The sequence below is a fragment of the Citromicrobium sp. JLT1363 genome (assembly GCF_000186705.1).
In the GTDB taxonomy this organism is placed as follows: Bacteria; Pseudomonadota; Alphaproteobacteria; order Sphingomonadales; family Sphingomonadaceae; genus Alteriqipengyuania.
The window spans coordinates 352435-370831 of record NZ_AEUE01000004.1 but is presented as its reverse complement, the minus strand read 5'-3'; the positions used below and the strand labels follow the sequence as shown (position 1 = coordinate 370831).

23 protein-coding genes are annotated in these 18397 nt (G+C 63.6%); 19 read left to right on the top strand and 4 right to left on the bottom strand.

Annotated features, from left to right (window positions below):
- The first annotated feature begins 125 nt into the window (after window positions 1-125).
- Complete coding sequence (locus tag ADAD_RS0108680) at window positions 126-782, top strand: peroxiredoxin (protein ID WP_010412650.1); 657 nt, start codon at window positions 126-128, stop codon at window positions 780-782.
- Between the two features lie 98 nt (window positions 783-880).
- Here ADAD_RS0108680 and ADAD_RS0108675 read toward each other — a convergent pair whose 3' ends face one another.
- Together ADAD_RS0108675 and ADAD_RS0108670 are read right to left on the bottom strand one after the other, a co-directional pair.
- Window positions 881-1525, bottom strand: a complete 645-nt coding sequence (locus ADAD_RS0108675; RefSeq protein ID WP_010412648.1) for a class I SAM-dependent methyltransferase — start codon at window positions 1523-1525, stop codon at window positions 881-883.
- 8 nt (window positions 1526-1533) lie between these two features.
- Entirely contained in the window at window positions 1534-1896 is a 363-nt protein-coding gene (locus ADAD_RS0108670; RefSeq protein WP_010412645.1) for a DUF3703 domain-containing protein, read from the bottom strand.
- A gap of 82 nt (window positions 1897-1978) precedes the next feature.
- Between ADAD_RS0108670 and ADAD_RS0108665 the strand changes: the two genes are divergently transcribed.
- On the top strand, window positions 1979-2365 hold the full coding sequence (locus tag ADAD_RS0108665) for a MerR family transcriptional regulator (RefSeq protein WP_010412642.1): 387 nt from the start codon (window positions 1979-1981) through the stop codon (window positions 2363-2365).
- Window positions 2366-2412: 47 nt separating this feature from the next.
- Here ADAD_RS0108665 and ADAD_RS0108660 read toward each other — a convergent pair whose 3' ends face one another.
- Both ADAD_RS0108660 and ADAD_RS0108655 read right to left on the bottom strand, forming a co-directional pair.
- The gene (locus ADAD_RS0108660) at window positions 2413-2679 is read right to left on the bottom strand and encodes an AlpA family transcriptional regulator (protein ID WP_010412637.1); all 267 of its coding nucleotides are present in this window, start codon (window positions 2677-2679) and stop codon (window positions 2413-2415) included.
- Window position 2680: 1 nt separating this feature from the next.
- Window positions 2681-3073, bottom strand: a complete 393-nt coding sequence (locus ADAD_RS0108655; protein ID WP_010412634.1) for a hypothetical protein — start codon at window positions 3071-3073, stop codon at window positions 2681-2683.
- A 432-nt stretch (window positions 3074-3505) separates the two neighbouring features.
- Here ADAD_RS0108655 and ADAD_RS0108650 point away from each other — a divergent pair, with 432 nt between their 5' ends.
- The 17 genes from ADAD_RS0108650 to ADAD_RS0108570 are packed head-to-tail and all read left to right on the top strand — an operon-like array spanning window position 3506 to window position 18392.
- Window positions 3506-3832, top strand: coding sequence for a hypothetical protein (locus tag ADAD_RS0108650; protein ID WP_010412629.1), 327 nt, complete (start codon window positions 3506-3508; stop codon window positions 3830-3832).
- 26 nt (window positions 3833-3858) lie between these two features.
- Window positions 3859-4146, top strand: a complete 288-nt coding sequence (gene traL, locus ADAD_RS0108645) for a type IV conjugative transfer system protein TraL (protein ID WP_010412623.1) — start codon at window positions 3859-3861, stop codon at window positions 4144-4146.
- A gap of 12 nt (window positions 4147-4158) precedes the next feature.
- Window positions 4159-4728 (top strand): type IV conjugative transfer system protein TraE, encoded by a 570-nt coding sequence (locus tag ADAD_RS0108640; RefSeq protein ID WP_010412621.1) that lies wholly within the window; start codon window positions 4159-4161, stop codon window positions 4726-4728.
- The gene (locus tag ADAD_RS0108635; protein ID WP_010412619.1) at window positions 4725-5480 is read left to right on the top strand and encodes a type-F conjugative transfer system secretin TraK; all 756 of its coding nucleotides are present in this window, start codon (window positions 4725-4727) and stop codon (window positions 5478-5480) included. Before ADAD_RS0108640 ends, ADAD_RS0108635 begins: the two co-directional genes overlap by 4 nt.
- The gene (locus tag ADAD_RS0108630; RefSeq protein ID WP_010412616.1) at window positions 5480-6763 is read left to right on the top strand and encodes a TraB/VirB10 family protein; all 1284 of its coding nucleotides are present in this window, start codon (window positions 5480-5482) and stop codon (window positions 6761-6763) included. Before ADAD_RS0108635 ends, ADAD_RS0108630 begins: the two co-directional genes overlap by 1 nt.
- Complete coding sequence (locus ADAD_RS0108625; protein ID WP_010412614.1) at window positions 6760-7638, top strand: DsbC family protein; 879 nt, start codon at window positions 6760-6762, stop codon at window positions 7636-7638. The genes ADAD_RS0108630 and ADAD_RS0108625 overlap by 4 nt, the downstream gene beginning before the upstream one ends.
- Window positions 7635-8219, top strand: coding sequence for a hypothetical protein (locus ADAD_RS0108620; RefSeq protein ID WP_228275084.1), 585 nt, complete (start codon window positions 7635-7637; stop codon window positions 8217-8219). The genes ADAD_RS0108625 and ADAD_RS0108620 overlap by 4 nt, the downstream gene beginning before the upstream one ends.
- Window positions 8216-10765 carry a type IV secretion system protein TraC gene (traC, locus tag ADAD_RS0108615; protein ID WP_010412607.1) on the top strand — a complete coding sequence of 850 codons (2550 nt, stop codon included), beginning with the start codon at window positions 8216-8218 and terminating at the stop codon, window positions 10763-10765. The genes ADAD_RS0108620 and traC overlap by 4 nt, the downstream gene beginning before the upstream one ends.
- Complete coding sequence (locus ADAD_RS0108610) at window positions 10765-11169, top strand: hypothetical protein (RefSeq protein WP_010412603.1); 405 nt, start codon at window positions 10765-10767, stop codon at window positions 11167-11169. Before traC ends, ADAD_RS0108610 begins: the two co-directional genes overlap by 1 nt.
- On the top strand, window positions 11162-11542 hold the full coding sequence (locus ADAD_RS0108605; RefSeq protein ID WP_007163821.1) for a TrbI F-type domain-containing protein: 381 nt from the start codon (window positions 11162-11164) through the stop codon (window positions 11540-11542). Before ADAD_RS0108610 ends, ADAD_RS0108605 begins: the two co-directional genes overlap by 8 nt.
- Complete coding sequence (locus ADAD_RS0108600) at window positions 11539-12045, top strand: S26 family signal peptidase (protein ID WP_010412590.1); 507 nt, start codon at window positions 11539-11541, stop codon at window positions 12043-12045. Before ADAD_RS0108605 ends, ADAD_RS0108600 begins: the two co-directional genes overlap by 4 nt.
- Complete coding sequence (gene traW, locus ADAD_RS0108595) at window positions 12045-12677, top strand: type-F conjugative transfer system protein TraW (protein ID WP_010412587.1); 633 nt, start codon at window positions 12045-12047, stop codon at window positions 12675-12677. The genes ADAD_RS0108600 and traW overlap by 1 nt, the downstream gene beginning before the upstream one ends.
- Window positions 12674-13687: a conjugal transfer pilus assembly protein TraU gene (gene traU, locus ADAD_RS0108590; protein ID WP_010412584.1), complete on the top strand. Its 1014-nt coding sequence runs from the start codon at window positions 12674-12676 to the stop codon at window positions 13685-13687. Before traW ends, traU begins: the two co-directional genes overlap by 4 nt.
- Window positions 13684-14439, top strand: coding sequence for a type-F conjugative transfer system pilin assembly protein TrbC (gene trbC, locus ADAD_RS0108585; RefSeq protein WP_010412581.1), 756 nt, complete (start codon window positions 13684-13686; stop codon window positions 14437-14439). The genes traU and trbC overlap by 4 nt, the downstream gene beginning before the upstream one ends.
- Complete coding sequence (locus tag ADAD_RS0108580) at window positions 14436-16157, top strand: conjugal transfer protein TraN (RefSeq protein ID WP_010412579.1); 1722 nt, start codon at window positions 14436-14438, stop codon at window positions 16155-16157. The genes trbC and ADAD_RS0108580 overlap by 4 nt, the downstream gene beginning before the upstream one ends.
- Window positions 16154-16966, top strand: coding sequence for a conjugal transfer protein TraF (locus ADAD_RS0108575; protein ID WP_010412575.1), 813 nt, complete (start codon window positions 16154-16156; stop codon window positions 16964-16966). The genes ADAD_RS0108580 and ADAD_RS0108575 overlap by 4 nt, the downstream gene beginning before the upstream one ends.
- Window positions 16956-18392 carry a conjugal transfer protein TraH gene (locus tag ADAD_RS0108570; RefSeq protein WP_029140023.1) on the top strand — a complete coding sequence of 479 codons (1437 nt, stop codon included), beginning with the start codon at window positions 16956-16958 and terminating at the stop codon, window positions 18390-18392. Before ADAD_RS0108575 ends, ADAD_RS0108570 begins: the two co-directional genes overlap by 11 nt.
- Window positions 18393-18397: the final 5 nt, after the last annotated feature.

The window sequence follows — 18397 nt, the reverse complement described above, 5'->3', positions numbered from 1 at the left end:
CTAAATGCAGGTGAGGTCGAGACTCACGCAATCGATTGCGCCGACATTCGACGTGCCGCAGGCCACACACCCGCCAAAATATGAGGACGGCGGACACCTCCCCCAGAATAAATAGGAGTTTTGACATGACCCTCTCCATTGGCTCGACAGCTCCCGATTTCACAGCGGAAACGACCCAAGGCACCATCACCTTCCATGATTGGATGGGCGACAATTGGGCTATCCTGTTTTCTCATCCAAAGGCATTTACCCCGGTTTGTACGACCGAGCTGGGTTACATGGCCGGTCTCGGCGAGGAATTTGCCAAACGCGACACCAAGATTCTCGGCCTGTCGGTCGACAGCAGCCAAGACAATCGCGACTGGCTACCCGATATCGAGGCGGTCAGCGGCAATAAAGTCGATTACCCGGTGGTCGGCGACAGCGACCTGAAGGTGGCCAAACTCTACAATATGTTGCCCGCCGAGGAGACTGGCAGTGCGGAGCAAAGAACCGCAGCCGACAATGCTACCGTTCGCGCCGTCTATATCGTTGGCCCGGACAAAAAAATCCGTGCGATGCTACTCTATCCGATGAGCAGCGGACGCAATTTCGAAGAAGTGCTCCGATTGCTCGATTCAGTCCAGCTCACCGAAAGTAAAGGCGTGGCAACCCCGGTCAATTGGCAGAGTGGGGATGACGTCATCATTCCACCGTCTGTTTCCGATAAAGAAGCGAAAGCGCGCTTCCCGCAAGGTTTCACAACGCTGCGCCCCTATCTGCGCACGGTTAAAATCGACTGACCAGCGCAAGCGGATGTGGTGTATTTGGGCTCGAACTCAACAGGGGAACCCGCATGAAGCTAGACAAAAGCAGTCACGCAACTGCGGCTTCTGCCGCATTACGATTTGGCACCGACGAATTCGTAAGCGCATCCTGCCAGAAACTCGCGGAAATGGAGTTCGTTCAGCTCTCGGCGGGCTGGTAGCCACGGGCGGAATTCTTCGTATTCGCGCGAGACGCCGAACGGTTTCGTAGCGAATATTCCGATTTCAATCAGCCATCGCGGCCAGCGCTCGGGGTGCTTCAGGCCAAGCAGGGCCATCCGGCCACCCGTCGGGAGAGCAGCTGAGGCGCGCTCGATGATCGCGGCGTAGTCAGGTGGCATTTCCAGTCGAAAGGTGCTGATGACTGCGCTGGTCTCGCTCGGAAAGCGGAAGGCGGCTACGTCTGACTGCACAAATTCGACATTGCTAGCTCGCAGGCGCTTCGCTCGTCGACGGGCTTGGTCGAGCATGCCTTGCGAAAGGTCGACCAGCGTCACCTTGCCGCTTGGTCCTACTCTCTCAAGCAGAAACGCGAGGTTTGCGCCGGTGACAGCACATAGATCGATCACATGGTCACCGGCCTTGAGTTCAAGCCGGTTAACCAGATCGCGTCGCCAGCGACCAAGACCGGCCCACCGAAACCCCGACACCAATCGGTCATAGATTCCCGCGTTCTTGTCGTAGAGACGTTCAACCTGTTCGTTGGATAGAATTGCCATGGCGCGTGCTAGCGAACCTCGTCCGAAGAGATGGTGAAAACCTCCGCGAGGTCGTCCGGGTATGGCATTGGCGCGAATGCGCTCACGTTTGCGCGTCCGGTATTGCCCCAGGGGAGCCGTCCGGTGAGATTACCAAGGGGAGCGAGCGCAAGACGTATGACCTGCCCCAGAACTTCGCGGCCATCGCGGGTTTCAACTGCATAGCCCAGCATCGTCATATGTGAACGAAGGTGCGGCCCGAAGAAGCCCTGGCCCAGAATATGTTCCCGCTCGAGCGCGGTCCAAGCCAAAGCCCGGTCACCAGACTGCCTGGCGGCACGGAAAACGCGCCGCTCAGCTTCGATAAGTTCAATAATGTCCTTCTTTGCCACAGGATTTTACCGTTCTGCTTGCATCTTCGAATCGTCTTATGCACCTTGTAGTGGCTACAAGGTCAAGCATTGCGAGAAACCCATGAAGATTGGTGCCCTGGCGCGGAAGACCGGCACGACCGCCGAAACGATCCGCTACTACGAACGGACCGGATTGCTGGAGGAACCACCACGCACCGCCGGAAACTACCGGGACTATGGCCCGACCGAATTGGCCAGATTGCGGTTTATCCGCCGCGCACGCGACCTCGGCTTCACCATGGCGGAGGTGCGCCAATTGCTTTCTTTGTCGGATGATCCATCGCAATCGTGCGAAGCCGTGGACTCTATTGCCAGCCTCCACCTACGCGAAGTGGATCGGAAGCTTGGTGACTTGCGAAAACTGCGAACCGAACTGCGCCATATGGTCGACGACTGCCAGCACGGAGCGGTTGGCGAATGCCGGATAATCGAAGTGCTTTCCGGCTAGCGGGACAGCGCGCGTTTATTCGAGCGGTGACGGGACGCAAACCATGATCATCTCGAAATTCGGGGCGTGTTCTGACATATCTCGTCGGTGCGTTCGACAACAGAACCGATCCAGTCATCGATCTCGGCTTCGACCCAAACCGTGCAACGGGGACCGAGCGAACGCGACTTTGGAAAACGGCCTTCGCGCATCCGCTGATAGATTGCCGTTCGGCGCAGGCCCACGCGCGCCATGACCTCGGGAAGACGAATGAGCCGGTCTGGCGTTGGCTCGACAGGAACGGCTTCCGCGTCCGTTTCGAGACCAGTCGTCATTTCAGAGAGCGAAGCTTTGTTCATCCTGCCGCTCCAGTTGCGCGAGGTGATCCGACAGGAGACCGGCGGTGCGGTGAGCGGTCCCCTTTGCCCAGCGCGGTCTCACATCGAGCAGCCTCTCGCCCAGCGCTTGATCCAAAGCAGACGGCAACTCGCTTATGAAGGTTTCAAGAAATTCCAGCACGCCGCTATTCTGCCAATCCTTGCTACGCTGCGAGTACCCCGCGAGTGCCAGCATCAGGGAGGTGCGCGGCGCGTGACCGCTCGCGTCAAGGATGGCCAGCGCCTCAAGCAGTGTGGCTGACCTTGTCCCGGCGAGGATGCGTCGGAGCGCGTCCTTGTTGATATTCGTCTGTGCGGCAATCGTCCGCCGGGACTTGCCACTTTCGTCCACGGCATGGTCGAGGAAAGCGGCGACTCCTCGCGATAGTTCTCCCCATTTGTCGTTTGTGTTTCGCGCCATTGTTCCTGCTTCCGGTGATCTTTAGCGAATCACCAACAGGCTAGGCGACGCGTCAAACTGTAGGAAAGGAAAAAGAACAAATAAGGAACTCGTAGGAAACTGGCTCATCGTCACACGATTTGATTCGCGCAGAGTCCGGTCCCTCGATCTCAGATTTCGGTATGGGTGGCGCAATGATCGGTATTCTTGGCCGCAATGTCTGCACCGGTCGCGCAAAGCCCGGTCAGATTGCCCAGAATCGACGATTTCTCTTGGTCGGAATGCCGCGTGCGGCAGTTTCCGTTTTCCTACACCCTGCCTTCCAATCGAGGAAAGAACATACAGCGAACGCATCGCTGCCAATGTTCGAAACGGAGTTCCTCGATGAACAATGCAATCACCCTTCCCCGCCCATCCGTCAAAGGCATTCGTGCCCGCGACTATATTCTTCCGGCCGCGATTGCGGTCGCCTGCGCCGGTGCCGCCTATGCCGGTGCCGACACGACCTTTGATCCGGCGCTGCAGAAGTTCACTGACTTCCTCGAAGGTTCGGGCGGCAAGATCATCACCGTCCTCAGCCTTGCCGGCGGTTTGATCGCGCTCGCCTCGGGCCGCTTCGCCCTTGGGCAGGTCGCGGTCCCGGTCGGTGTCGGAATTGGCGTCGGCACAGGCGTGCCGATCGTCACCTCGGTCGTGACCGCAACCATTTGATCGCGGTCTAACGACGGGAGGGCGGCATGGCCGACAGATACCTCGTTCCACGGCGGCTCGACGACCCGGAGCTCATCGGCTTCTGGACCATCGACGAGTTTGCGGGACTGCTCGTCCCCTTCGCGTGGGGCATCCTTTCGCAGCACATCATCATCGGCACCGGCCTATCGGTCATGACCTGGTTCGCCCTTCGAAAGGCGAAGGCATCAGGCGCAGGGTCGAAACTGGTCCATGCTGCCTACTGGTATCTGCCGGGGAGCTTCCTCGGGCTGAAAGCCACGCCGCCCTCCCACTGCCGCCTGCTCGCAGGCTGAGGGAGGACCCAAGTGAAACACGAATTCGCCTATGAGGAAGCGCAGCGTCACCTCAAACAGCGCAACCGCTTCGCCGCGCTGTCAGCCGTGCTGGGCCTTACCAGCCTGCTGGCGGTCGGCGCGGCGGCGACGCGCGAGGAAAGCGTCATTTTGGTGCCTGTCACGACCGAGCGCCTGACGCTCGGGAGCGGCGGTACCGATGCGCACTACCTCGAACTCGTAACCCGCGACACCGCGCTCATGCTGCTCAATCGCGCACCCGAGAGCCTCGACTACTGGATGGAACAGGTCCTCAAGGTGGCAGATCCGTCAGCGCACGGGAGCCTCAAGGCCGAGCTCGTCAAGATCGTCGACGAGCAGCGCGGTTCGGACATCAGCCAGGCCTTCGTCATCTCGCGGATGGAGGTCGACGCGCAGGCGCTCACCGCTGTCGTCACCGGCACGCTCAAGACCTTCGTCGGTGCGCAGGTGATCGCAAGCCAAGAGCGCAGCTTCGAATTCAGCTGGAACCGCCGCGGCCTCAGTCTCGGCCTCACCGGCTTCCGCCAGCTCCCAACCGAAAACGAGGAGGAGAACCCATGACACTCCTATCCCGCCCCTTCCCCGCCGCGCTGACCAGCGTTGCGCTGGCAATCGCCACGGCCGCCTACGCTTCACCGGCACATGCCGACCAGTTCGTCGAGGCCGCTGATGGCGCCGCGATCGACTGCGTGCTCGCGCGCGGCGCGCTGACCCGTATCGCCCTCATCGAGGACGGTTTCGCCAATGTCTCGAAGATGGCGAGCGGTTTTCCCTACAACGATTTCGAGGTGACCCACGAGCCGGTGCGCGGCGACATCTATGTCTCGGTGCCGCTGCAATATGCGAGCGCCAAGGTCAGCTTCTTCGCGACGAGCAGCGCGGGCTATGTCTACAAGTTCACCTGCCGCGTCGAAGGCGAGGAAGCGAGCCAGCTCTTCGTCACCAATCCCGCGCTCGCCAAATCCCAGGCGAGTGAATGGGAAGGCGCAGCAGTGACGCGCGACGAGGCCGCGATCCGGCTGATCGAAGCGATGGCCAGCGATGGGGTCCTGCCGGGCTTCCGCGCCCGTGCCGAACTTTCGCGACCACGCCACACCGACAGCCTCGAAGTGCAGCAGGTCGCGGAATACGAAGGCGCCGAACTGATCGGCCAAGCCTTTACTCTCCGTAATCTTGGCCCGGCACTCGTCGACCTTGCCGGTGAGCGCGAGGCGCCCGCCGGGGCGCTGGCCTTTGCCTATGGCCGCAACTCCCTCGAGCCCGGCGAGAGCACGCAAGCCTTCCTTGTCTTTACCAAGGGAGGGCTCAAATAATGGCCGATACCGACACAAGCTATACGCCCGCGGCAGCGCCAAAGGACGAGACGCGCGGCGAAGCCCGGCGCGATCTCAACCGCACGGTCGCGCAGCGCCAGAAGCTGTTGCTTGCCGGGATCGGCGGCGTGGCGCTCATCGCCGGTTCGATGTTCATCTTCGGCGGCGAGGATGAAGCGAGCGCCGACGGCGCGGGCGCAACCACGATCGAGACCGGCGCGCTGGTCAATCGCAATCTCTCGCAGCGCGAATTCGTCGCCACTTACGGCAACCGCCTCGATGCGCAGGGCAAGGCGATCAAGGACCTGCAGGAGACCCAGCTTCCCAGGGCTTCGATCGAGCAGGAGCTCGAAACGCTGCGGGGCGAGAACGCGCGGATGCTGAGCGACGGGCAAGCTGCGATCGATGCGATCTCGGCGGAGAACGCTGCCTTGCGCTCGGAACTCGAAACCGTCCGCACCAATCCCCCAGTTGCGCCGGTGGCCGCAGTCGATCCGCGGGCTCCGGGCTTCGCTCCCGGACCGCTCGAGCCACCCAGCGAACCCAAGGCAAGCCTGCTGAGCTTCTCAAACGACAAGCCGGGCACCGCCAAGGCCAAGGCAACCGAAAGCGCGCCGGCGCTGCTGCTCGAGGCAAGCCGCGATTACCTGCCGCCCAACAGCTATGCACCTGCCACCGTAATCGTCGGGGTCGACGCCTCGACCGGGGTCACCAGCCAGAGCGATCCGCTGCCCGTGGTGCTGCGGATCACCGGTCCGGCGCGCTCGGTGCTGCAGGGCAACAAGCTCCTCACCACCGATCTCACCGGCTGCCTCGTCAACGGCGCGGCGCGAGGCGATCTCTCGGCCGAGAAGGTTTACGTCAAGCTCGTGCGCATGACCTGTGCGCAGCCCGGCGGACGCTTCGCGGTGAGCGAAGTGAAGGGATTCATCGCCTTCGCCGGCAAGTCGGGCGTGCGCGGCAATGTCGTCAGCCGCGAAGGCAGCCTCGTCAGCCAGGCGCTGCTCGCCGGAATCGTCGGCGGGTTCGGCCGCGGCTTCTCGGCCAATGCCAACGGCATCTTTGCGCAGCCTGTCGGCAGCGACGGCAAGCGCGACGCGCTCTCGCCGACCGACATCCTCGCAGGCGGCCTGGGCCAGGGCGCGGGCGAAGCCGCCGACACCGTCAGCAAATACCTCATCGAACGCGCAGAACAGTACCAACCCGTCGTCGAGATGCCGACCGGCATCGCAGTCGAGATCGTCTTTCTCGACGGCGTCCATGTCAGGAGCACACCCCAATGAACTACTCGAACCAGCGGCCCGGCCTCAAGGCGCGCGCCGCGCACATATCGCTCGCCGCCGCCAGCGCAGCAGCCCTCCTTACAAGCGGCGTCGCGATCGTAACCGCCATGCCCGCGCAGGCCGCGATCACGCGAGATGTGGTTGAAGCGCTCAAGCTTCGTCTGCCCAGAACGCCGATCGACGCGCTCGATTGCACGACATTCGCGCCATGGTGCGAGGTCGTCTCGGGAGAGACGCTGTTCTACATCGACGAAGCGGCACGCTACCTCTTCGTCGGGCGGCTCTACGACATGGAGGAGCGGCGCGACGTGACTGCCGCGCGCCTGCTCGAACTCAACCCCGACCTGCTCGCCGCCGGCGCAGCCCGCCACGCCGGCGAGGACACTGGAGGGCGCCATGACGTTGCCGAAACCCGCGACAGGCAGGTCGCGACGCATGTCGATCTCAAAGCCCTTCCCAAGGAAGGCGCGATCCTGTGGGGCAATCCCAAGGGGCCGAAGCTGGTTGTCTTCTCGGATTTCCAGTGCGGCTACTGTAAGCGGCTCACCGGCGAACTCGAGAAGGCAGGCGTTCTTGTAGAGGAACGGCCGATCTCGATCTTCGGCGCATCGAGCCGGCGCAGGTCCGAGGCGGTGCTCTGCGCCGCCGATCCGATCGGGGCGCTCCATGCCGCCTATACCGGCAAGCACCTCGAACCGCGCGCCGCCTGCAAGAAAGCAGCTGCGCTCGATGCCAACGAAGCCTTTGCACAGGCCAACGGCTTTGCCGGAACCCCGGTAATCGTCCGGGCGCGCGACGGTGCGGTGCTGCACGGCTACCGTGATGCAAAGACACTGCGCGCCTTTGCCAATGCCAAGACCGGATCGAAGCAATGAGCGGCGGTGCGACCCGTGTCGGAGCGACGGCAATTCTCGCGTTGATGATCGCCGGCTGTGCGACGCTTGGCGGCAACGTCAAGGGCGACTTTTCCTGCCGGGCACCGGAGGGAAGCTGCGCGCCGACCTCGATGATCGACGATACCGCGACCCGCGTTTCACAGGCAGAACGGTCCGGTCATGCCTCTGCGGGAGCGCACAGGGCCGGTGATCGCGGATTGCGGATCGTTGTTGCGGGCTACCGCGACGGGACGGGCCACATCCACGAGGCCCGGGTTGTTCATGTCGTGCTGCCCGATCGCGCTGCCGAGCGCTGGCGCGCGCCGCGTTCGACCGGCGACGTGCTTCGCGCACTGGCGCGTCCGGCTGAAGCAGAAGTCGCCCCGCCCGCCGCCGCAGAAGCAATTCCTTTTCAGCTTTCCAATCCGTCCCCCCAGCAGCCTCCCGATGTCCTGGTCATCCCCTCGCAGGATCTGACGGAGCTGCCCGGCGCCAAAGCGCCGGACCCCGGGGCACCTGGTCGTCCCCCCTCCCCCGGCCAGGTGCCCCACCCCGTTCTGCCCGAAGGAGAGCCCAAGTGAACCTCTCGCTATCCTCTGCGCGCGACGCGCTTCTCGCTGGCCTGTTCGGCGATGCGAAAAGGGGCGATCATGCGCAGCCGCGTTTCGCGCTCGACATGCTGTCGGACTGGCTTCCGTACCGAGTCTATGACGAGGGCCCGGGGCTCTACCGCAACGCGCACTCGAAGGGCTTCATTCTCGAAGTCACCCCGCTCATCGGCGCCGACGAGCGGACAGGTGAGATCCTCGGCCAGTTCTTTTCCGAGAGCCTGCCGCAAGGCGCCTGCCTCCAAGTGCTGAACTTCGCGTCCCCGCGCATCGGCGCCATCGTCGGCCCGTGGTTCGCACCGCGCTACGAGCAGGGCGGGATCTACGAAGCGATTGCGAAAGCCCGCACCAACCGGCTCTACGATCTCGTCTGGAAGTCGGGCTCGGCACACGCGCCGTTTCATGCACGCCATGTGCGTCTGGTGCTCTCGCTCGGCGTTCCGGTGCCCGGAAGCGTCACCGATGCAGAACTCACCGAATGCCGCGACGGGATGTCGGGGATGCTGAACTCGCTCGGCCTTGCATCGAACAGGCTCGAGCCCGCAGGCCTCCTCGCACTGGTCGACGAGCTCACCTCGCCGACCACCGCGCGCGAACCCGATCTCACCCACTGGAACCGCGAGGACACGCTCGACGCGCAAGCGATCCGCCGCGACATCGAACTCGAGGTCGAGGACGACCGGCTGATCTTGCGCACCGAGCGCTTCCGCGAGACCGGGCGCTCGCGAGATGGCGTGCCGCAGGTAGGTGAATGCTATCCCGACCGCTTCGATATGCGCCATTACGGCGTGCGCTCTACCCCTGAGCGCTGGGCACCGTGGGAATGCGCGCGGCTCATCGGCGACATGTTCACCGACAAGCTGCGCTTTCCCTGCCCGGCTGCGACCATGCTGTGCCTGCATTATCCCGACCAGGAAGCCGCCTCGGCGCGCGCAGGCTACAAGTTCATGCGCACCACCAGCCTGTCGGAGACCAAAAGCGCGCGCTTCCTGCCCAAACTGTCGGAGCAGTCGGCAGAATGGAGACACGTCCAGGCCGAACTCCAAGCGGGCAAGAAGCTCGTCAAGCTGTTCTATGGTCTCACCACGATCTCGCCGCTCGGCGAAGGCGATGCGCATGAGCGCACGGTCAAGGCGATTTACAAGGCGGCCGGATGGGACCTTGCCGACGAGCGCTTCCTCCAGCTCCAGGGCCTCGTCGCCTCGTTCCCGTTGAGCCTCGCCGATGGTCTGGTCCACGACCTTGCGCGGCTCAAACGCTTTCGAACCATGCTCTCGACCACCGCGGCCAATATCGCCCCCCTGCAGGGCGAGTATCTCGGCGGGACGATCCCGCACCTGCTGCTGCTCGGACGGCGCGGCCAGCCCTTCTTCTGGTCGCCCTTCGAGAACAAGGCGGGCAACCACAACATCGCGATTTGCGGGAAGTCGGGCTCGGGCAAGTCGGTGCTGCTGCAGGAGCTATGCGCCGCGCTGCGCGGCGCTGGCGCCAAGGTCGTGGTGATCGATGACGGCCGGAGTTTCGAGCACTCGATCAAACTTCAGGGCGGCCGCTTTGTCGAGTTCACGCTCGCCTCGGGATTCTCGCTCAACCCGTTCTCGATGGTCGACGATGCAAGGGCGCATCAAGACGAGGATTACCGGCTCGACTGCTTTGCGATGATCAAGGCGATCGTTGGCCAGATGGCGCGGCCAAGCGCCGCGCCTTCGGACACGGAGCGCGGGCTGATCGACCGCGCGGTGACGCAGGTGTGGGAAGCGCTCGGCAGCGGCGGGGCGATCGACGACGTCGCGCATGCGCTCCATCAGAGCGAGAACGAGGCGGGCAAGGATCTCGCCACAGCGATCGCGCCCTTCTGCCGCGGTGGCAGCTATGCCGGGTTCTTCTCGGGGAAAGCGAGTTTCGCGCTCGAAGACGATTTCACTGTGTTCGAGATGAGCGACCTCGCGTCCCGCGAGGAGCTTCGAAGCGTTGTCCTCTCGGCAATCATGTTCATGACCGGTCAGGCGATGACGCGCTCTTCGCGCTCGACCAAGAAGCTGCTGCTGATCGACGAGGCCTGGGCGATGCTCAGGGGCGGCTCGATGGGCGAGTTCGTCGAGACCTATGCCCGCACCGCGCGCAAATATGGCGGCGCGCTTGCGACCGCGACCCAGTCCTTGAACGACTACTACAAGTCCGATGGTGCGCGCGCCGCGCTCGAAAACAGCGACTGGATGCTGGTGCTCCAACAGAAGCCCGAGACCATCGCCGATTTCCGCAAGGAAGCGCGGCTCGACATGGACGACCGGACCGAGACGCTGATCCGCAGCCTCAAGCGCTCGGGCACCGAGTACAGCGAGATCTACCTCAAAGGTCCCGAGATGGAAGCGGTTGGACGCCTGGTGCTCGACCCACTCTCGGCAACCATCTTCTCCTCCGATCCCGACACCTATGCCGCGATCCACCGCCATGTCGAAAACGGCATGCCGCTGGAGCGCGCAGTCGCGCTGGTCGCAGGCGTGGAAGGAAGCATGTGATGGTGCTCGAGACCACCACGCTCGTAGATCGCGTGCCGCTTCCGTCAGTCAGACAAGCCCGCGACAAGCACCGTGTGATCGACTGGCTGGCGCTGTTCCAGGGCACCTGCCTGGTGCTGATCGAAATGGCAAGCTTCGCGGCGAGCACGCTGCTGCTGGTCCTCGGCCTGCCGCTGTTCGTGTTCCTGGCTGTAGCAGGCTGGGATCTCACGGCGCTGTTCGCGCAGCTCGGCAATCTTGCCGACCATTACCGCACCGCTGAACCGGTCGCGCGCCGCTTCTTTGCGCAGGACCTCCAGATCGCATTTCTCATCGCAGCCGGGGGCCTCACCTTGCTGCGGCTGCCGGCTTTCCTGCGCCGCCTCGATCGCCGCCTCGCCGAAGGATCTCCCCGCCATGGATAGACTGCACCTCCCGCTTAGCCAGCTGGGCCCGAAACTCCTCGCCGTAGCGGTGCTCGTTGCCGCGCTCCTGTGGGGTGCGTGGATCACGCAGCAGGTCACCAGCTCCCCGGAGCAGCGGATCGTCACGGTCCGGCTCGCCGAGACCATCGGGACATTCGTCGAGGAAGCCGCGCGCGCCGATGCCGATCCGGCGGTCGTCCAAGCGGCTAGCCTTGCCTACCTCAAGGCCGCCGAAAGCGCCGTTGCCGACATGGGCCATGACGGCCGCGTGGTGCTGGTTGCCGAGGCCGTGCTCGCGGGCGCTGCCGAAGACGCAACCTCCGAACTCGAGCAGCGCATTGCGGACAAGCTCGCAGGGGAGATCCAGCCATGAGCCTGCCCCGCTCGATCCGCCGTTCACTGCTGCTCTCGGGGCTGGTCCTGCTGCCGCTCGCCTGGGCGCCGCTCGATGCCTTCGGCAAGGACCACGCTTTCCTCATCAATGCGAGCCCGAGCCTGCCAAACTGGGCGTTCTGGCTCGAAAAGCACGCGCCGATCATGCGCGGCAGCCTGATCTTCTTTGAGCCGCCGCAAAGCGAACTCGTCGAAAGGCATTTCGGAAAGGGACCGCAGATGTTCGGCAAGCGCGTCCTTGGCATGCCGGGCGATGTCGTGCGCCACGAGGGCGATGCGGTCTTCATCAACGGGAAGCAGGTCGCAAGCCTGCTCGAGGTTACCCGCCTTGGCGTGCCGCTCACGCGCGGTCCCGAAGGCGCAATACCGGAAGGTTGCTACTACACCGGAACCGACCATCCACGCGGGCTCGACAGCCGCTACGGCGCAATCGGGTACGTGTGTCGCGAGCAGATCCTCGGCAGCGGGAGGGCTATCCTGTGATGCGCTCCCTCCTTCCGATTGGCGCGCTTTTCCTCGCGGCGCTCCCTGCCAGCCTGCAGGCACGAGACTACGGCCAGCGCGGCGCGGTCTTCCCCGTGATCGAGCGCGACCTGCTCGAACAGATCCAAACGCGCCTCGCGCAGATGGAAAAATCGGGCGAGACCGCCCGGCTCAATCAGGAACTCAAACGTCGCACAATCGCCCGCGTCAACCGGCCCGATCCGGTTGCCGGCCTCATTCGCGCAAGCGCAAGCCGTCAATGGGCCTTCGACCCGACAATCACGCTTGCTGCCGATATCCGGGGCGCAAAAGGCGAGCTGATCCATGCCGCCGGAACGCAGGTCAATCCGCTCGACAGCGTCAAGCTGCGCGGCGACCTCCTGTTTATCGACGGCGACGATCCCTCGCAGATCGCCTGGGCGCTGGGGCAGGACGCGCACGCCAAGCTGATCCTCGTGAAAGGCGCACCGCTCGAGCTGATGAAGGCCCGTCAACGCCGCTTCTATTTCGATCAGGGCGGCAAGCTGACGCAAAAATTCGGCATCAGGGCCGTACCCGCGCGGGTGCGCCAGAACGGGCGGATGCTCGAGGTGAGCGAGATCACGCTCCCGCCGCGAAAGGCCCAACCATGAGCAACATCCGCGCCTTCCTGATCCTCGTCACCGCGACGTTGTCGTTCGCTCTTGCCTCGCCCGCCTCGGCCGATGCCGGGCCTGGCAAATGCACCGGGCAGTTCGTCAATCCGATCACCGACATCTGCTGGTCGTGCCTGTTCCCGATCTCAGTCGGCGGGCTCGAAATCTGGCCGAGCAATCGTCCCGATCCCGATAATCCCGACCTGCCGGTGTGCCTGTGCGGTCTGAGGCCCGGGATCGCCATGGGCTTCTGGGAGCCCGTCCGGCTCGCCGATGTCAGCATGAAGCCATGGTGCTTCGTGAACCTCGGCGGGATGAAGCTCGATCCCGGCTTCGATATCGGCTTCCGCTCGATCTCGGGTCCGTCGGCCGTGGGCGGCGCAAGCCAATATTATTCGAGCTGGCACGTCCACTGGTATGCCTATCCGCTGATCTACTGGATGGAGATCGTCGCCGATTTCCTGTGCCTTGAGCCGGGCTCAATCGACATCCTCTACATCTCCGAAATCGATCCGCTGTGGCAGGACAGCGAGCTCACCGCGATCATCAATCCCGAGGCCGTGCTGTTTGCCAACCCGCTGGCGCTTGCCGCGTGCGCTGCGGATTGCGCTGCTTCGACCGCGAACCTGCCGCTCGACGAGATGTTCTGGTGCGCGGGCTGCCAGGGTTCGATGTACCCGATGAATGGCAATGTCTCCGCTTCGATCGGACACGTTCAGGCCTCGCGGCTCGTGCTCTCGCGCTTCGCCTACAAGCTCCACCGCGAGCTCGTCTCATGGGGGACGATGGGGTCGAAGGGCCTGTGCGGCAAGTACCTGATGCCGGTGATGAGGAAGCAGCAATACCGCTTCCAGGCCACCAACCCCAACCCGGCGACCAAGGGCCGCTACGCCTGCCCGCCCGTGGGTGCCTCAACCACCTTCCAGTCCCCCGGACAGGTCATCCCCGCCATTGGCGAAGACATGGGATACCTCGTCTGGCGCAAAAGGAATTGCTGCGCGCTATGAGAAACGCTTTCCCCATACTCGTTGGCCTTAGTCTGGTGATCGCTGCCGGATTTGCCGCAGCTTCTGCGCAGGATGCCGGGCCCGACCTTGACCTCGCTGAGATCCGCGCGCGCGCGGCCGAACATGCCGCCGACGCCGAGGCGCTCGCCACATCGGTCAGGACAAAAGCGGATGCCCTCGCAGACGACGCGCGCGCCGCTCAGCAAACGGCTTTCGACAATCGCGCAGTCTATGCCGAGACTGCGCAGGCGACCGCGAATGCCGGGCCGCTCGATCTCGATGGCATGATCCGCGCCCAGGCCGATGCGGAAGTGGCAGCGATGGGCGAAACGCCCCGGTTCATCGCGTTTGCCTCCTTGGCAATGCCCGAACCCTCATTGAAGGCGCTGGTTCGCGATGTCTCGAGGGCCGGCGGCGTCACCGTATTGCGCGGATTTCCGCAAGGCGACAGCGCGCGCTTCAAGAAGCGCATCGCCGCTATCTGGAGCGATCGCGATGATGCCGGCGCGCTCGGGATCGACCCGCGCCTGTTCCGCGCCTTCGATATCAAGGTTGCCCCGAGCTTCGTGATGATCGCGAGCGATTTCAGCCCCTGCGACGGGTTCGACTGCAAAGACGTCTTGCCGCCGCACGACCGCATTGCCGGCAATATCAGCGTGGCCGAAGTGCTCGACACCTTCGCTTCGGGAGGCGGTCCGGGAGCGCAGCTCGCGCGCCTCCATTCCCGCAGGCTCGAAGGAGAACGGCCATGAGGCTCATACAATCGCTTCGCATAGGACTGCTCGGTCTTCTCGCCGTCGCCGCGCCCCTTTCCGCGCAGCAGCAGGACGCGCGGGCCGATGGCAAGGCCTTTGGCGAAAGCCTGCGCGGCGAAGCGCAAGAAGCTGCCAGATCGCAGCCCAATGCAGCAAACCTGCCCAACTACGACCGCAACGCCGTGCGAAACCTGGAAACGCTCGCCGACGATCCCGACCGGATCGAGAGCAATGCGGCCTCCGCTGTCACCGGACACCAGGGCTATCGGGCAATGCGCGACAGCGTAGCCAATCGCGCGCGCTTCGATCCGAACGAGATCGAGGACGTCATCGCGCGCAGCCTCGCCATCAACGAGACCCCGCTCGACTACACCAGCGGCATGGATATCTCGGGCGGCCAGGGCAATTGTGTCCCCCTGCCGCCCGGCTCGGGCACGGCGGGAACCTATACCGCGACCTGCAACACCGGCACGCGGATCGACCAGTCGGCGGGCCAATGCGCGGTGCCGCTCGTCGCCAACGTGACCCGGCGCCAGCAATGGCACTATCTCTGCAATGAGACGAGCACAGTCTATGGATATCCCTGGTGCTCGGCATTCGATGGTGGCTCGTGCCGGATCACCGGGTATCGGCCCGGACCCTGCCTCCAGTGGCGGCAGGACCAGTTCTACAGATACTGCATTGAACCTGGCGACCCCATCGCCGAAATCACATGCGACACTCCGGATGCACGCTACACGCCCTATGCGGTGACCACGGACAGCACGGTCGATACCTTTTCCGACGAGAGCCAGTGCACCGGATTTGCCGATAATGGCGATTGCGCGCTCGACGCAGAGATCTGCACCGATGCCGATCCCCAAACCCGCGTGGTCGACGGCGTCTCGGTTACGCGGCCCTGCTGGGAATGGCAGCGCAGCTACACCTGCACATCGCGCGAGGCGGCGAGCGACTGTTCGGACATCGAAAGCCAGGGCACTTGCCGCTTCATCCGCGAGGAATGCCTCACCGACGAGACGCCTTGCGAGACCTGGGAGCGCATCTACGAGTGCCCGCTGCCTGAGGCCAATAGCGCCACGCAATATGTCTGCGACGGCGATGTCTATTGCATTGACGGTAGCTGCGAGACGATCGAGCGCACCGCCAATGACGAGTTCAAAGATGCGGCGGTCGCATTGCACGCCATGGACGAGGCGCGCGGCCAGTTCGATCCGAACACGCTGACGCTGTTTCGCGGCACGCGCAACACATGCTCGTCCAAGGTCTTCGGCGTCCTCAATTGTTGCAAGGGCAAGGGCTTCCCGCTCATTCCAGGTATTAGCCTGCTGGTCGCGCTCGGCTGCAACCGCGAGGAAGTGCTGCTCCACGAACGCGATGCGCAGGGGCTGTGCGCCTATGTCGGGACCTATTGTTCGGACAAGTTCCTTGGCGTCTGCCTGACGAAGAAGAAGGTCTATTGCTGTTTCGAGAGCAAGCTCTCGCGGATCCTGCAGGAACAGGGCCGCAAGCAGCTCCCCAAGCCATGGGACAAGCCCAAAGAAGAACAATGTGAGGGGTTCACTCTCGACGAGTTTGCCCGGCTTGATTTGAGCCGGATGGATTTCAGCGAGGTCTATGCCGAGTTCACCGAGGCCGCGCGGCTGCCCGACGAACTCGAGACCAGCATCCTCATCCAGCAGAGGATCGAAGATTATTACGCAAGGGGCGGCCAATGACCCATCTGCATCACCTCACGGCGCTCGCGCTCGGCATAGCTGCCCTGCCCGCCACTCTGGCCCAGGCGCAGGAGCGGCAGGACACAAGATCGACCACCGCTGCCGACGCGCTCTACTGCCAAGAGCGTAGGCTCGGCTACTGGTTCTACTGCGTGAAGCCCGCTCCCATTGAAGAGCCACAACAGCCTGAAGCCGAGCCGGTCGCGGCCAGCCAAGAACTCGACGCGATCACCTCCGAGCTGCGCGAACTCAAAGCGCGCGCGATTCTCTATCCGACCGAAGCCAATGTCGCGGCCTATATCCGCTTTCAGCGCGCGCAGCTCGACCGCGCCTCGCTGTTCTCCGATGTCTGGCAGCGGGCGATCTGGCGGGACCCGGACCTCGACTACACGCTTGAGCGCCCCGTCGGAGCGGTCGCCAAGAAGCAGTGGCAGGATGCCCGCAGCGCGGAGCGCGATCACGTCATGGCAACGCTCTCGCAGCGCTACGGCCTGTTCTATTTCTTCAGTTCGACCTGCGGCCCGTGCGAAGTGATGGGCCCGATCGTCAAAGGCGTCGCCGACCGATGGCGGATTACCGTACGCGCGATCTCGACCGATGGCGGACCCTCGAGACACTTTCCCGACTATCGGGTCGAGACGAACCAGCGCGGCAAGCTTGGTCTCGAAGGCAAAGCCACCCCCGCCCTGGTGCTGTGGGATAGCGTGACCAAACGCCCGATTCCGATCGGCTACGGCGTGCTCTCGGCCGACGAGCTGCAGGACCGCATCTACCTTCTCACCTCCAAGGAAGCCGGACATGATTACTAGCATCCGCAATGCGGCATTGACCCTCGCCGCCGCCAGCATGGTTGCCTCACCGGTCGCCGCGAATGTTGGCGACAGCATGGACCGCTTCATGGATGACATGGGGGCGGCGGCGAATGTCACGGGCCCAACCGCCTTCGAAGGCCAGTCGGCGGGATATTACAGCCTCGGCAATGTCTGGACACGCTTCCCTCAGAAGACGACCAACATCGCCAATCTCCAGCTGCCGCGCGCAAGGGCGGGCTGCGGAGGCATCGATATCTTTGCCGGGTCTTTTTCCTTCATCAATGCGAGCGAGATGGTCGCGCTCCTGAAAGCCGTCGCCAACAACGCGGTCGGCTTTGCTTTCAGCCTCGCGATCGACACCGTCTGTCCCGAGTGCAACAAGATCATGCAGGAGTTTTCGCAGAAGGCTCAACTCATGAACAATCTCTCGATCAACTCCTGCGAAATGGCGCAGGGGCTGGTCGGCGGCCTGTGGCCCAAGGGCGATCTCGCCGACAAGGCGATCTGCGAAGCCATCGGGAATTCCGAAGGCATTTTCACCGACTATGCGGCCGCCAAACACGGCTGCGGCACGCGCGGCCAGCGCGCGTCAACCAACGAAGGCGGCGGCACCGACTACGCCGACGTCAATCCGGGCGTCGCGCGCAACTACACCTGGCACGTCCTCAAGAAGAGCGCCTTCTTCAATCCCGGCGGTACCTTCGACCGCGAGCTTGCAGAATACGTCATGACGCTGATTGGCACGGTCATCTACGTGCCGCCCAAGGATGATGAACCCGGCAAGTTCGTGCCCTTCGCGGGCGACGCGTCCTCGACGCTCGTAAGCGCGCTCCTAGACGGGACGCAGGGCCAGACCGTGCGCGTGTTTCGCTGCGACGAGACCGATCTCTGCCTCAATCCCACCTTCGAGCAGATGAGCCTTTCGAATGCGAAGGCCATCCGCCCGCGCGTCGCGCTCCTCATCGGCAATATGGTCGATGCGATCCGCGCCGATACCGCAATCGGCAATGCCGAGAAGGAACTGCTGCAGGTCGCCTCTGTCCCCTTATACAAGATCCTTACCGTCCAGGCCGCCTATGGACGCGGCATGCCGACCGACGATCGCGAAACGCTCGCCGAGATCGCCAGCATCGACCTGCTCTATGCCATCCTCGACCGGATCGTGTCCGAAGCCGGGCGTTCGATGGCAAGCTTCATCGCCGCCGATGAAGCCAAGCTTGCGATCTGGCGCGGCCAGGTCGCCGAAGTTCGCTCGGGCATTGTGCAGCGGCAAGCAACGGGTCAGGCCAAGGTCTCGGCGATAATGCAGATCATCGAGAAAACGGCGATGATCGAAAACGCTCTCGCCGCTTCGATGTCGCCCTCGATGTCCGCAGCGCTCGACTGGTCACGCGGCCTCCAGTCCCGCTCGATCATCCCCTGAGGCGA

What these genes read in the sequence shown, in the direction of transcription:
- ADAD_RS0108570 (WP_029140023.1), top strand. Translation starts at nt 16,956, where the DNA reads ATGATTACTAGCATCCGCAATGCGGCATTGACCCTCGCCGCCGCCAGC.
- ADAD_RS0108580 (WP_010412579.1), top strand. Translation starts at nt 14,436, where the DNA reads ATGAGGCTCATACAATCGCTTCGCATAGGACTGCTCGGTCTTCTCGCC.
- ADAD_RS0108680 (WP_010412650.1), top strand. Translation starts at nt 126, where the DNA reads ATGACCCTCTCCATTGGCTCGACAGCTCCCGATTTCACAGCGGAAACG.
- ADAD_RS0108665 (WP_010412642.1), top strand. Translation starts at nt 1,979, where the DNA reads ATGAAGATTGGTGCCCTGGCGCGGAAGACCGGCACGACCGCCGAAACG.
- ADAD_RS0108650 (WP_010412629.1), top strand. Translation starts at nt 3,506, where the DNA reads ATGAACAATGCAATCACCCTTCCCCGCCCATCCGTCAAAGGCATTCGT.
- ADAD_RS0108625 (WP_010412614.1), top strand. Translation starts at nt 6,760, where the DNA reads ATGAACTACTCGAACCAGCGGCCCGGCCTCAAGGCGCGCGCCGCGCAC.
- ADAD_RS0108660 (WP_010412637.1), bottom strand. Translation starts at nt 2,679, where the DNA reads ATGACGACTGGTCTCGAAACGGACGCGGAAGCCGTTCCTGTCGAGCCA.
- ADAD_RS0108630 (WP_010412616.1), top strand. Translation starts at nt 5,480, where the DNA reads ATGGCCGATACCGACACAAGCTATACGCCCGCGGCAGCGCCAAAGGAC.
- ADAD_RS0108610 (WP_010412603.1), top strand. Translation starts at nt 10,765, where the DNA reads ATGGTGCTCGAGACCACCACGCTCGTAGATCGCGTGCCGCTTCCGTCA.
- traL (WP_010412623.1), top strand. Translation starts at nt 3,859, where the DNA reads ATGGCCGACAGATACCTCGTTCCACGGCGGCTCGACGACCCGGAGCTC.
- traU (WP_010412584.1), top strand. Translation starts at nt 12,674, where the DNA reads ATGAGCAACATCCGCGCCTTCCTGATCCTCGTCACCGCGACGTTGTCG.
- ADAD_RS0108675 (WP_010412648.1), bottom strand. Translation starts at nt 1,525, where the DNA reads ATGGCAATTCTATCCAACGAACAGGTTGAACGTCTCTACGACAAGAAC.
- ADAD_RS0108605 (WP_007163821.1), top strand. Translation starts at nt 11,162, where the DNA reads ATGGATAGACTGCACCTCCCGCTTAGCCAGCTGGGCCCGAAACTCCTC.
- ADAD_RS0108600 (WP_010412590.1), top strand. Translation starts at nt 11,539, where the DNA reads ATGAGCCTGCCCCGCTCGATCCGCCGTTCACTGCTGCTCTCGGGGCTG.
- ADAD_RS0108635 (WP_010412619.1), top strand. Translation starts at nt 4,725, where the DNA reads ATGACACTCCTATCCCGCCCCTTCCCCGCCGCGCTGACCAGCGTTGCG.
- ADAD_RS0108620 (WP_228275084.1), top strand. Translation starts at nt 7,635, where the DNA reads ATGAGCGGCGGTGCGACCCGTGTCGGAGCGACGGCAATTCTCGCGTTG.
- ADAD_RS0108575 (WP_010412575.1), top strand. Translation starts at nt 16,154, where the DNA reads ATGACCCATCTGCATCACCTCACGGCGCTCGCGCTCGGCATAGCTGCC.
- trbC (WP_010412581.1), top strand. Translation starts at nt 13,684, where the DNA reads ATGAGAAACGCTTTCCCCATACTCGTTGGCCTTAGTCTGGTGATCGCT.
- traW (WP_010412587.1), top strand. Translation starts at nt 12,045, where the DNA reads ATGCGCTCCCTCCTTCCGATTGGCGCGCTTTTCCTCGCGGCGCTCCCT.